13 protein-coding genes are annotated in these 13,262 nt (G+C 39.9%); 7 read left to right on the forward strand and 6 right to left on the reverse strand.

Annotated features, from left to right (window positions below):
* Positions 1–10 precede the first annotated feature (10 nt).
* Both B7E05_RS12365 and B7E05_RS12370 read right to left on the reverse strand, forming a co-directional pair.
* Positions 11–895: a beta-keto acid cleavage family enzyme gene (locus B7E05_RS12365; protein ID WP_080874492.1), complete on the reverse strand. Its 885-nt coding sequence runs from the start codon at positions 893–895 to the stop codon at positions 11–13.
* Positions 885–1,475 (reverse strand): GbsR/MarR family transcriptional regulator, encoded by a 591-nt coding sequence (locus B7E05_RS12370; RefSeq protein ID WP_143833232.1) that lies wholly within the window; start codon positions 1,473–1,475, stop codon positions 885–887. Before B7E05_RS12370 ends, B7E05_RS12365 begins: the two co-directional genes overlap by 11 nt.
* Positions 1,476–1,733: 258 nt before the next feature.
* On the opposite strand from B7E05_RS12370, the gene B7E05_RS12375 reads away from it, so the two are divergent.
* The 6 genes from B7E05_RS12375 to B7E05_RS12400 all read left to right on the forward strand — a co-directional run bounded on the left by B7E05_RS12375 (position 1,734) and on the right by B7E05_RS12400 (position 7,754).
* Entirely contained in the window at positions 1,734–2,885 is a 1,152-nt protein-coding gene (locus B7E05_RS12375) for a betaine/proline/choline family ABC transporter ATP-binding protein (RefSeq protein WP_080874493.1), read from the forward strand.
* A 15-nt stretch (positions 2,886–2,900) separates the two neighbouring features.
* Positions 2,901–3,548, forward strand: a complete 648-nt coding sequence (locus B7E05_RS12380) for an ABC transporter permease (protein ID WP_080874494.1) — start codon at positions 2,901–2,903, stop codon at positions 3,546–3,548.
* 15 nt (positions 3,549–3,563) lie between these two features.
* Positions 3,564–4,472: an osmoprotectant ABC transporter substrate-binding protein gene (locus B7E05_RS12385; RefSeq protein WP_080874495.1), complete on the forward strand. Its 909-nt coding sequence runs from the start codon at positions 3,564–3,566 to the stop codon at positions 4,470–4,472.
* Positions 4,472–5,116 (forward strand): ABC transporter permease, encoded by a 645-nt coding sequence (locus tag B7E05_RS12390; protein WP_080874496.1) that lies wholly within the window; start codon positions 4,472–4,474, stop codon positions 5,114–5,116. Before B7E05_RS12385 ends, B7E05_RS12390 begins: the two co-directional genes overlap by 1 nt.
* 290 nt (positions 5,117–5,406) lie before the next feature.
* Positions 5,407–6,792 carry an FAD-binding oxidoreductase gene (locus tag B7E05_RS12395; protein ID WP_080874497.1) on the forward strand — a complete coding sequence of 462 codons (1,386 nt, stop codon included), beginning with the start codon at positions 5,407–5,409 and terminating at the stop codon, positions 6,790–6,792.
* The gene (locus tag B7E05_RS12400; protein ID WP_080874498.1) at positions 6,789–7,754 is read left to right on the forward strand and encodes a bile acid:sodium symporter family protein; all 966 of its coding nucleotides are present in this window, start codon (positions 6,789–6,791) and stop codon (positions 7,752–7,754) included. Before B7E05_RS12395 ends, B7E05_RS12400 begins: the two co-directional genes overlap by 4 nt.
* Positions 7,755–7,854: 100 nt before the next feature.
* Here B7E05_RS12400 and B7E05_RS12405 read toward each other — a convergent pair whose 3' ends face one another.
* Positions 7,855–9,375, reverse strand: a complete 1,521-nt coding sequence (locus B7E05_RS12405) for a plasmid pRiA4b ORF-3 family protein (RefSeq protein WP_179134536.1) — start codon at positions 9,373–9,375, stop codon at positions 7,855–7,857.
* A 271-nt stretch (positions 9,376–9,646) separates the two neighbouring features.
* On the reverse strand, positions 9,647–11,518 hold the full coding sequence (locus B7E05_RS12410; RefSeq protein WP_080874500.1) for a serine hydrolase domain-containing protein: 1,872 nt from the start codon (positions 11,516–11,518) through the stop codon (positions 9,647–9,649).
* Between the two features lie 213 nt (positions 11,519–11,731).
* Here B7E05_RS12410 and B7E05_RS22170 point away from each other — a divergent pair, with 213 nt between their 5' ends.
* The gene (locus B7E05_RS22170) at positions 11,732–12,262 is read left to right on the forward strand and encodes a hypothetical protein (RefSeq protein WP_080874501.1); all 531 of its coding nucleotides are present in this window, start codon (positions 11,732–11,734) and stop codon (positions 12,260–12,262) included.
* Here the strand turns inward: B7E05_RS22170 and B7E05_RS22175 are convergent.
* Positions 12,237–12,458: a hypothetical protein gene (locus tag B7E05_RS22175; protein ID WP_080874502.1), complete on the reverse strand. Its 222-nt coding sequence runs from the start codon at positions 12,456–12,458 to the stop codon at positions 12,237–12,239. The genes B7E05_RS22170 and B7E05_RS22175 overlap by 26 nt on opposite strands.
* A gap of 54 nt (positions 12,459–12,512) precedes the next feature.
* Positions 12,513–12,911: a c-type cytochrome gene (locus B7E05_RS12425; protein WP_080874503.1), complete on the reverse strand. Its 399-nt coding sequence runs from the start codon at positions 12,909–12,911 to the stop codon at positions 12,513–12,515.
* Positions 12,912–13,262 lie beyond the last annotated feature (351 nt).

A 13,262-nucleotide genomic window follows, 5' to 3' on the forward strand; every position in this document is an offset into this window, starting at 1 on the left:
AGTTCACCTCTTAGGAATTAAATTTTCTTAAACTTAACAGTTCTCTTGCTTCAGCTGCTGTCATTGGTTCCAGCTTTACACTGTTTAAAATGTTAACAGCTTGGTCTACCAGCTGCGCATTGGTGCCGAGTACACCTTTTTCCAAGTATAGATTATCTTCTAATCCAACACGGACATTTCCGCCAAGTAAAGCAGCCTGCGCTACGATCGGCAGCTGCATACGGCCGATACCGAAAGCGGACCAGTGGGACCCTTCGACAACGCGTCTTTTCATATATTCGATCGTTTCTGCATCTGCATCTGCGCCCCATGGAATACCAAGACAAAACTGATACATCGGCGATCCTTCCACCAATCCTTCTGAAATCAATTGATTGGCAAGGCGGATATGCCCTGTATCAAATACTTCCATTTCCGGTTTTACGCCGCTTTCTTTAATCATCTTGGCATGCTCACGTAACCAATCTTCCGGTCCTAAGTAAACCTGATTGCCAAAGTTCAAGCTGCCACAGTCCAGTGTAGTGAGTTCCGGAAGCAGTTTTCCGACTGGTTCATGCCGCTCTTTTGGTGTTTGAATATCTGTACCAGGTCCGCCCTGTGTCGGATTTTCGAGATCAGGAACAAAGTCGCCGCCGCCACCGGCCGTAATGTTAATAATCACGTCTGTGTCGGATTCGCGGATTCGTTCTACCGTCTCTTTAAAAAGGTCCACATCGTGACTGAGTTTTCCCGTCTTCGGGTCACGAACGTGAATATGTGCAATGGCAGCACCTGCTTTTGCGGATTCAATCGCAGCGTCGGCAATTTCTTTTGGTGTAATCGGAACATGTCTGCTTTTTTCCGTTGTATCTCCAGCACCAGTCAATGCTGCGGTAATAATACGTTTATTTTTCATGATGCGTTTCCTCCTTCGTATTTGGGGTGACAATAGGAACATGTTTAAAAATCTCGCCACTTTCAAAAAAAGTCACAAGACCATCAATCCATTGATAGTAAGCTTGCCATTCATCTAATTCTTTTTGTAAACTTTCCATCCGATTCTTTACTTCCTCTGGGGAATCTTCCGTCAAGTATGTCTCTAAATGATGGATTTGTTCTCTCAAACGACGTTCTAAATTGGTATTACGCTTTACGACTTCCGACCAATTCCTTGTAAACAAGGATATAAACGTCTGCGCATAATCGCGTTCTACATTGTAATGGTCTTTACGGCTTCCTTTCACATATTCTTTTTCTGCAATATCAAGTGAAATCATTTCCCGCATGACCTGGCTCATCCTGGTTTTACTCATACCTGTTTCGCCAGCAAGTGCATCCAATGTCATCGCCTCCCGGTTCATATAAATAATACCGAGCAGACGCCCAATTGTAGACGACACACCAAAGGTCTCCATATTATCAGCAATACGATCTGTAAGAAGATTTTCGCAAGCTCGAATTTCCTGAAGCAATTGATTGTTTGAATATGATTCCATCGTCAAGCCCCCTTTTACTGTATATGAGCTACTTTATCACGGATTAAATAAAAATCAAAAAATCATATTTGATAGATATCCGGAGTAATTAAAAGCAATTCTAAGATAAACCCTTACATAAAGTTTGTAAAGTTTAAATTGCACAGATTATACGATTAGAATCGATTTTTTCGGGTTTTCATTTTTATAGGATAATTTATTATACTTTTTAAAGTCTGATTTTAAGTTTTGACGGAATAAGTTATGGAGGTGCTTTGAATGCTAGAATTTAAAGAAGTCACAAAAAAATTCGACGGAAACGATACTCCTTCTGTTCATAAGCTGAACTTGAACGTGGAGCGGGGAGAATTTGTCGTTTTTATAGGACCAAGCGGATGTGGAAAAACCACAACAATGAAAATGATTAACCGTCTAATCGAACCTACTGGTGGAGAAATTTTGGTAGACGGCACCAATATTTTAGAGCAGGATGCTGTCCAACTTCGACGTTCCATCGGCTATGTCATACAGCAAATTGGTTTAATGCCTCATATGACAGTAGGAGAAAATATATCTCTGGTAGGTTCCCTATTAAAATGGAATAAAGAAAAACAAAGGGAACGGGCTAAAGAACTGATTTCCATGGTTCATTTACCGGAAGATTATTTAGATCGTTATCCGCATGAGTTAAGTGGCGGTCAGCAGCAGCGAATCGGGGTACTTAGGGCGTTGGCTACGAATCCGCCGTTAATTTTAATGGACGAACCTTTTGGCGCACTTGATCCAATCACACGTGACGGCTTACAAGAAGAATTTAAGAAGCTTCAAAAAGAAATGAATAAAACCATTGTATTTGTCACACATGATATGGATGAAGCAATCAAACTCGCTGATAAAATCGTTATCATGAATCAAGGTGAAATTGTCCAGGTTGGTACACCGGATGATATTCTCCGTCATCCAGCAACTGAATTTGTAGAAGACTTTATCGGCAAAGACCGCTTATTAGAAAGCCGTCCGGAAGTCACTTTTGTCGAACAGATTATGAACCCGGACCCGATTACAATAGACGAAGAAAGCAGTTTAAGAGATGCTATCCAAAGAATGCATGCCAATCGGGTTGATTCTCTGCTGGTCGTTGATGAATCCGGTACTTTAAAAGGATATATCGATATTGAAATGGTTGATTCCAACTACAAAAAGAAAAATCATGTTTATGAAGTGATGGATACCGCAAAATATGCGGTTGATAAAAATAGTCGGCTCCGAGATACGATGCATCGTATGCTCCGGCGTGGCAGCAGTTACGTACCAGTTGTAACAGATGATAATAAACTGGCCGGTATTGTAACGAGAGCAACGCTTGCAGATATGGTTTATAACACTATCTGGGGTGATGAAACAGCAGAAGTCGGCAAAATGGAATCCTAAGGAGGCAGGAAAATAATGCAAACAATGATGGATACACTCTCATCTTATGGGTGGGAGTTGCTGGAAAAAACGGGAGAGCATTTGTATATCTCGATCGCCGCTATCGTGTTAGGCATACTCGTTGCTGTCCCGTTAGGAATTTTACTGACCCGGATACCAAGCAAAGCAGCGGATCGGTTTATATCGTTCGTAGGTATACTGCAGACCGTCCCTAGTCTGGCCATTTTAGCTTTTTTAATGCCTTTTCTGGGCGTAGGTACTATCCCTGCGATTATTGCTTTATTTATTTATTCTGTGCTTCCCATACTTAGAAATACGTATACCGGTGTTATGGAAGTAAATACAAGTTTAAAAGAAGCAGGGAAAGGCATGGGTATGAATAATTTTGAGATTATCCGCAAAGTAGAGCTGCCGCTGGCATTACCAGTCATTATGTCAGGCATCCGGTTTGCCACAGTATACTTGATTGGCTGGGCTACCCTGGCAGCATTTATCGGCGGTGGCGGTTTAGGTGACCTTATTTTTGACGGTCTGAACCTGTATCAACCGGAACTCATTGTTCTGGGAACCGTTCCGGCAACGATTTTAGCGTTAATTGCCAGCTGGTTATTATCGCTCCTTGAAAAAGGACTGACACCTAAGCCTTTACGAAAAACGGTATAAAAGGAAGGATCATATATGAAGAAACTATTGCTGATCCCCCTTCTTTCGGCACTTCTTCTGTCAGGCTGTGCACTGCCAGGTCTCAGCGGGCCTTCAGAAAACACGGTTCGCATAGCGACGTTAGACACAGTAGAATCTGAAATTTGGGGCAATACACTTGCTCAAATGATTGAGCATTATACAGATTTAGATACAGAATTGGTAACAAATTTAGGATCCACGATGGTTCTCCATCAAGCGATGATGCAAGATGAAGTAGACATTACAGCTACCAGATATACAGGAACCGACATCGCAGGGGTTTTAAACTATGAAGATGTCACAGACCCGGAGGAAGCAATGGACATTGTTCAACGGGAATTTGATGAAAAATTTGACCAGACCTGGGGCGACTCGTACGGTTTTGAAAACAGTTATACTATTTCCGTAACACAAGAATTCGCAGAGGAAGAAGGCATCTCCCATGTTGATGACTTGGAACCCTTCGCTGATGATATGAATTTCGGCGTAGACAATGCCTGGGTCAACCGTTCCGGAGATGGATATGATGCTTTCACAGAGACGCATTTTGCTTTTGGTAATGTTTATCCGATGGCAATTGGTCTTGTGTATGAAGCAGCTGCTTCTGGAAATATGGATGCCGTACTCGGCTATTCCTCAGACGGCAGAATTGCAGCTTATGATTTAAAAGTACTGGATGATGACTTCTTCCCTCCTTACGATGCCTCTCCAGTAGCAAGAAATGAACTGTTGGAGGAAAATCCGGAAATTGAAGAAGTAATGCAAAAGCTGAGCGATACTGCAACAACAGAGGATATGCAAGAAATGAATTACAGAGGCGACGTAGAATTAGTCAGCCCTGCCACCATTGCCCGCGATTTTCTTGAAGAAAATAACTATTTTGAAGACAAGGAGGGAATGTAATGAGCGCCTGGGAACAATTTATCACCTATGTATCTCAAAATGGTTTTTACATTTGGACAGAATTTTATCGCCACTTTTTAATGGCTGCTTATGGGGTTCTTTTCGCTTCTATTGTTTCCATCCCAATCGGCATCCTGATTGCCAGGTATGGTAAATTGAGCAGCTGGGTATTGACACTTGGCAGTATCATTCAAACCATCCCAGTATTAGGATTTATGGCAATCACAATGGTTGTCATGGGTCTTGGTACGACTACCGTTGTCGTAACGGTATTTTTCTATTCCCTGCTGCCTATTATTCAAAATACCTACGTAGGCATCATTGGCGTAGATCAGACAGTAAAAGAAGCTGCCTATGCTTCAGGCATGACACGTTTCCAACTGCTGATAAAAGTCGAATTGCCTCTTGCTATCAGTGTCATGATGGCAGGTATCCGTACAGCGCTAGTTGTCGGCATCGGTGTTGTTGCAATCGGAACTTTTGTCGGCGCAGGAGGACTCGGCTCTATTATCGTACGAGGAACCAATGCGACAGATGGAACATCCATTATTTTAGCAGGCGCTGTTCCTACTGCATTAATGGCCATTGCAGCGGATTTAATTATGGGTAAAATTGAAAGAATGTTAAACCCGGTAAATAATTAAAAGACAGAGATGAAGGAAAACAACTGTAACCTTCGTTATATGGATGCAAAATAGGAGGAATCCCGGCTTTTTCGATTTTAATCGCGAATAAGCCGGGATTTATTGCAGTAGATATGTAAAGCTTCTAGCACTCCTCTCTTTTGCTAACAAATTCTGTCATGTTTTAAAATTATTCTATAATCATTGAATTAATCTGAAAAGTATTTATAATAAAATTAATATATATAATCACTACAGTGGCTTCTATCCGCAAAGAAATATCAATTTTAACAATCGAAAGGGGAAAAAGAATGGAACAACTTATACAAGCGTTAACAACAACGTTATCCAATAATCAAATCTCTACCAATGACACGGTAAAAGAACTACATAGCAAAGATGAAACCTATCATCAGACAAGCTTGCCGGATGTCATTGTTTACCCAGAATCAACAGAAGATGTCACGCATATTATGGAGGTGGCACAAAAATTCCAAGCGCCAGTGACGCCTTTTGGAGTTGGTACGAGTTTAGAAGGACATGTTATTCCCTATCAAAATGGTATTACCATCGACTTTTCATCGATGAATCAGATTTTGGAAATAAAAGAAGGCGATTTACTTGTTAAAGTCCAGCCAGGAGTCACAAGAGAACAGCTGAATAAAGAATTAAAAAAATACGGTCTGTTTTTCACTGTAGACCCTGGTGCAAATGCCACGCTTGGCGGAATGGCTGCGACGAATGCGAGCGGTACTACGACTGTGAAGTATGGTGTGATGCGCGATCAGGTCCGTGATATGGAAGTCGTACTTGCGGATGGCAGTGTCATCCATACAGGCAGTCTGGCTGCAAAATCTGCATCCGGTTATCATTTAAACGGACTGTTTATCGGTTCGGAAGGAACACTTGGCTGCTTCACTGAACTGACGCTCCAAGTTTATGGCATACCGGAACATATTGTTGCAGCCCGGGCCACTTTCCCGACTCTGACCAATGCCATAGAAGCGGTAACTTCTATTTTGCACGCAGGAATTCCCATCGCTAGAGTGGAGTTTGTGGATGAAGCTTCTGTCGAACAAATTAATAAGTTTAGTGAGACCGATTATCCTGTGAAGCCGACTCTTTTCTTAGAATTTCACGGAAATGCATCCGGTTTACAAGAGGATGTCGCTTTTACCAAAGAAATTATGCAGGACCATGCTTGTGACACATTTACCTCAGAGACAGATAATGCAGCACGTAATCACCTATGGGATGCCCGGCATAATTTAGCATATGCTTTTGTCCATGATTATACCGGGAAAAAGATGATGTTGACAGATGTTGCCGTTCCCATTTCCGAATTAGCAAATTCCGTTATCTATGCCGGGGAAGAATTAGAAAAATTGGATATTCCGGGCGGTATATTAGGGCATGTCGGGGACGGAAATTTCCATTCATTGATTATGATTGATATGGAGAACGAAGAAGAAGTAAAAAAAGCAAAACAATTTAATGAAAATATAGTACATTATGCCTTAGAGCGTGGCGGAACCTGTACAGGAGAACACGGGGTAGGTGTCGGAAAGAAACCTTATCAGCGTCAGGAACACGGTAATGCTCTCGATGTGATGACAAGCATAAAAAAAGCGTTGGATCCGAATAATATTTTAAATCCGGATAAAATTGTCGATATAGACAGCGGGGACAAGTTATGAAAACACTTGAGAAGATAAGCGCACTAGCCGGTAAATATTTTGCAATTCTCGTCATTATTGCTGCGGTTATTTCGTTTATCTTCCCTTCCGCCTTCCTTGTTTTTGGGAGCTTTATTACGCTTTTGCTCGGCGTGATTATGTTTGGAATGGGACTGACGTTAAAGCCTGTTGATTTCAAGTTAGTCGTTACCAATCCTTTACCGGTAATTATCGGAATAGCCGCACAATACCTAATCATGCCACTTGTTGCTTTTGGTATTGCCTATTTACTGAGATTACCTGCAGAGCTTGCGGCCGGTCTGGTTTTATTAGGTTCCGTTCCAGGGGGCACCGCATCGAATGTGATGGTTTATTTAGCAAGAGGAAACGTTGCACTTTCTGTTGCAATGACTGCTTTTTCAACAATGCTGGCTCCTATTATGACGCCGCTCTTGCTTTACTTGTTAGCCGGTCAATGGCTACCGGTTAATCCAGTGGCTATGTTTCTATCTATTGTCCAAGTTATTATTATTCCAATTATTCTTGGTTTCTTGGTACAGCGATTCTTCCCTGTTGCCGTTGAAAAAAGCATCGCCATTGTCCCATTAATATCAGTAACAGCTATTCTAATCATTGTGACAGCTGTAACAGCAGCAAATGCTCCTAATGTCGCTTCTGCCGGAGCGCTTGTTTTCGCTGCAGTGTTCCTGCATAATAGTTTTGGTTTACTTTTGGGTTATATAGCAGCACGATTACTGGGGCTGGATGAAAATGATCGGCGAGCTATCTCCATAGAAGTAGGAATGCAAAACTCCGGTCTTGGCGTTTCCTTGGCAACGACTCACTTTAGCCCGCTGGCAGCACTTCCAAGTGTCTGGGGTGCCATCTGGCATAATATCTCAGGCCCCATTATTGCAACGATTTGGGCAAATAAGTCTGTCGAAAAAGAAAAAGATGGTGTCAATCTAAAAAAAGTAAACTGATATGAATTATACCCAAAAAATCCAAGTTGAATGTTAACTTGGATTTTTTATTGTCTTTAAACCCTATACTGTTTCATTACTTCTTCGTACCCTTGAATGATTAAAAAGGCCCGTCCTCTTCCATCATGTTGATAAATTGATTCACACCATGTAATTCCTCTGTTTTTACTAAGGGAAGAGATAATTGATTAAATAGCGGCTCTCCATGCATCGCGAAGAAATCGTCAAACATATACACCGTTTTCGGTAAGGTTTCTATTTTATCAAAAAGATGGAATATTTTTTCCTGAATACCTTTCGTATAATAAACCGAGTCTACTAAATCATAATGTACTATTGCTCCCGTATTCCGGTCAATAAGTACAAGGATATACGGAAGAAACGGTCTTGATTCAGGGGTTCTCTGAACCGGTTCTCCTGCTTGGATAAACGCCAGTTCCATTTCCACCCCATTGATCTTATCTATTTTCTTCCTCATCCGTTTCCATTCTATTTCTGACAACTCTAATTCTAAAGCAGGAACTTGCACAGCCTTTATAATCTGCTTATTTATTGATAGAATAATTTGCTCACCTTGTTTATTTAGTGCGAGTATTTCCCCATCATCAAAGCTCGGAACTTTTTTCGAAAGATTTTTCGTACGGGAAAAGAATGCATCCAATTTAGTCAGTACTTCTGTAAAAATCCAGCATTCTTCTTGATTAAAACTCCACGGAACCGTATCTGGAACCATACTGACAAAAGATGGCCATTGGTGCTTTCCGCGATATTTTCTGTTCAGACTTTTAATCAAATCATATTCATCCTCGCTCAATTCCTCTCTATTATTAAAATGAGCTGTCAGCGAATATTGATTGAAAAACAAAGCTACATCATCTTCAAATGGATCCTTTTCCAGTATATCCAGATAAGATAATAACCCTCTGTTTCCCAGAAAACCGGAAACACCAAAACTTTCCTCTGCGTTTCCCATAATGGAACAATACACATAATCATTTATCCTGTCAGACCAAACCGCAATGAATTGATCATCACGTATGTCAAGCCATGGTTTGTCAGCTTTAACTTGATCAGCTGCATGAAATAATTGATTCCATTCTGCCTCATCCGGTTCTATTTCTTCGGCACCATCTTCATCAAGAAGCCAGTCTTCATAAAATATACTTAATTGATGATTAATATATTCTAGAAGTTCCTCATTGTCTGAAAAGGAATACATCTCTTTAAAACCCTGTTCCAAAGGCACACTCCCCTCTGCCGCTATACAAAATGGCAAAGGTAAATCCATGGGCAATTCTGCTTTTTGTTCTAAAATAACTTCATGCTGCCAATCCATATTCAAATCATAAATATACGTTAACTGATCCCCTGGACTTTTCAAGAAATCCGTTAAGACCACCGTTTTCTCATCAATTGCTTCCGGCTGATCCATTAAATCTCCTGCTTGAGGCACAATGGAGGTGCCCTCCTGTGAAAAAAGATGCAAATGCGTGCTAGACCACGCAAATGCCGTTTGCAGATACAAATGCAATTCTTCAAAAGAGCTCTGTTCCGACACGATTAATGTTCGCTGCTTAGGGGATTCCACATTTTTTAAATGAATATTTAATTGAAGAACCAAAAAATACATCCTCTCTCTATTTATGCTTTATCTCTTTCATCTTCTATGGAAACATTTACATTTAAGATAGACTTTCAATGGTAAAAATGCAACTATTTTTATCTCAGTGCAACTAGCTACTTGACTCTCATTTCAAACAGAGAAGAATTGTATTTTCTAAGCAGGAGATGAAAACAGCCAATACGTCGGTTGATTCCATTGCAATCATGTTAAAAGAAGGACATCAAATAAGGAAATTTCTCTTCTTTTTACCCATCCAAAGGAAGCTGCTCTATGCAAACATCTGCCAACTAATTAACCAAGCAATAAACAAAATACTGCTAATACTCGTTAACAGATAACCGACCTTCTGCATTTTGGATAATCGATTCTTCTTCCATGAGATCATTATCATCACAAAAGAAATAAGACTGATGATAGTAACAATATAATTCCCTATAAAGTGAGGAAGCAATTCAGAATACGGTCGCGTGGCATTAGTTAGCATACGGGCAATGAGTATGACTATATTCACTGCCAATGCTGTTCCGGAAAGCGTTAATACCCAATTCCATTTTGCAGCAGACACTGTTTTCTGCCTTTTTCTCCTCCGCAACCATGCCAGCACAATTAAAACAATTGGAGAGATTAGAAAATAAACCATGAACCAAATAAACAGTCCGAAGCTAATGAAAAGAAAAAGATTGCTTTTATCCATAGGCAGATAATCTGCATAAGAAGTGGATATCTGCTCTACCGCCCCATCATTTACACGAAAGTACATAACGTTGCTTGGTATAAAAACATCATCTCCGCTTTTTAATTGATAGACGTAAGGACTTGTTTGTACATACGTTGCTTTGAAACCGGCCAGGTCCATCTCGACTTCATTATGATTGATTGGTTTAACATGTAATGGAGCAAGGTATGCATAGAGATTCATAAAACCATGATACGTGCGCCGAGCCGAAAGATAAGAACCTTCTACCTCAGACGTGGACGGAAGATTTTCTTGTACTTCCCGCTCTCCTTTTCCAACCAGTTCATCTACCAACCCATGAGATAAATCTACTTCGTCTGCCTGATTGGTTAAAACAATAATGGCAAAATGATCTTCCGGTACAATTTGCATATTACTGGAATAAGCAACTGTATTTCCAGAGTGGGTCAATCCTCTGTATTCGCCATCATATTCCCAAAAACCATGAGCCAGACCAGGAACTCCTTCTTCCGGAGCATAGCTTGTTGCAAGCAATTCGGAAAGTGTCCTATTTTCCTGAAATAAAGAAGTGTTTTCTGAATCAGGCGGCATCAAAGCCTGTGCAAACCTTGCTAAATCAGCAGCTGTCCCGTTTATACCACCGCTTGGATACATGGAGATATAAAAAGGCTGTGATTCTATAAAGTCACCGTTCTCTCCAGGAAAATACCCTTTCCCTTTATGACGCGCTATTTCTTGATTATCTTCCACAGGCAAATGGATGGTGGAATGAGCCATTCCCAATTCTTCCAAAATATGTTCCTCCACATATTCATAAAACGGCTGTCCGGTAACTTCTTCAATGATAAAAGCTGCTAAAGATGTAGAATAATTGGAGTAAGCAACAACCTCTCCAGGTCTATACACCTGTTCCGGCTCTGCTAATGTTAAGGATTCCTCTAAATCAACCAAATGCTCCGGAGAATCAAATAACAAATCAAAAATATATTCCTCAAAACCCGCATTGTGATGCATTAAATTTAAAATGGTAATCGGCTCATCGTAATTTAATTTCGTTAGAAAATCCTCCGGCAAATAAGTCCGTATATCCTCCTCTAAATCTAGTTCCCCTTGTTCTGCAAGCTGCATCGCAGAGACCCATACAAATAATTTCGTAATCGATCCCCATTCCAGAACGGTTGTCTCCGGATCCATTGGAATTTGGTTTTCTATGTCCGCATAACCGTAGCCTTTAGAAAGGACAATCTGTTTATCCTTTATCGCAATGATTGCTGCGCCTGCAACGGTACTGCCTATGTATTCTTCTGCATAATCGTCTACAAACTCCTCCAGTTCTTCTATCGGGATCCCCGATGGCGTTGTATTTTCCGCTGCTGAAAAAGGATACGGGAAACATAAACTGCATAAGAGTATGCAAAGAAGAACGCTGATTCTTTTGATCATTAAGCCGACCTTCTTTCCGATTTTTAAATACTGGTTCAGTATTTATCATAGCACGAAATAGAATATCCTCACAGTTTTTATTTTAAAATTCTAATAATTTTAAATCATTTCTCGCGTGCAACTTTACTTTTTTTCAACAGAAACCTTTGCCAAGACAGCTATTTACTTTTCATTCTATTTTCAGTAATCTATTATTAGCAATTATTTCAAATATTGGAGGTAATATTTATCCGAAAGCGCATTTTTTTACAATTACATACGGGATATAAACTACCATCCATCTTTCTAGCAGTCCTATCCATTAGCTTTATTTTATCTTCATGCGCAAGCAATTCACCGGATAAGTCAAATATCGATGGTGTATCCGATGAAACATACGAACAACTCGTACAATTTTATTTTTTTACCACCACCATGATGGAAATAATAACAACTGATGATAATCATATTGATAAATCAGACCAGAGCTGGATGTATGAACATGAATTATATGGGGAAGCAGAAAAATATGCTGAGGAAAATGATGCACATGTTTCGGAGGTTTTCCCAAATCCGCTTGTTTTAGAATATCACAACAATCCCGAAGCATATAGTAAAGAAGAACAAAAGTATATTGATAAAATGCTGTCGTTTATTGAATCATTTCAACGGATGAATCTCGATGCGTATGAACCACTCAAAAAAGAGCTAAAGGAAGAATTAAACATCAAAGATTCATTTAATCCGTTTGATGAAGTAATATAACAATAAAATACTTTTTAAACACCACAATCGTTGGAAAACCTTGTTGTCTGAAACAAATGAAGTCTACATTACGTCCTGACATATCATGCGGCAGTATCTTTTCTCCGAGTTTAATATTTACTTTTCGCATTTCCTGTATTGCTTTGCAAAAAATAATACAAAATGCTCCCATTATCATGTTAGATTGTTTTATCATTTCTTCATCTGCTGTAAAGGGAGCATTTCCATGTCTATGTTTTTGTATTATATATTATTTATGCTCACTCAACCAACTCGTCAGTTCATCCAAATCGTCATCCTCCATATCCGAAAAGGATGGCATTCCTCCATCTGTTCCATTTTCTACAATGTCAGCAATTTCGTCCTGGGAATACGTACTTCCAACTTCTGTTAAATCTGGACCAGCTTCTCCTGATAAGTCTTGACCGTGGCAACTGGCACAATTATTCTGAAATACTTCTTCTCCGGCGTCAGCGCTGGCAGAATCTCCATCTTCCTCGTCTTCCCCTGAATCAGAGGATTCTGTCTCTTCCCCATTTTCCGCATTGTCAGCCCCGCCATCACTGCTATCACTACTGTCATCTCCGCCACAAGCTGCCAATACAAAAGCTAAAGCAAACGCTAACAACATAAGATAGAACTTTTTCATTTTCCATTCCCCTTCCTTTTAATTGATGTTAAATTATATTTTCAATATTCATTCTACTCTCCTTTTCTGATAAAATCTATATAAATGCTTATGTGAATTAGTTCAAAAGAATGATAAAAATCGCTTGTTAAAACGCTCTTATTTTATTGGGATTAATATATTATATTCACCACTTCCAGAGAAAAGAATATGTCCTTCAGGTTTATTGTTTAGCATTTCCCCAGGCACTTACAGAAATGGAGATAATATTAAAGAAAAATATATGCGTGTATGGTATTTAGAATTCACAGCTCATATATTATAATAGAGGGAAATATATTGGTTATTCGCAAGTAAAAATGGATGAATCAA

The sequence above is a fragment of the Oceanobacillus timonensis genome (genome assembly GCF_900166635.1).
In the GTDB taxonomy this organism is placed as follows: domain Bacteria; phylum Bacillota; class Bacilli; order Bacillales; family Amphibacillaceae; genus Oceanobacillus; species Oceanobacillus timonensis.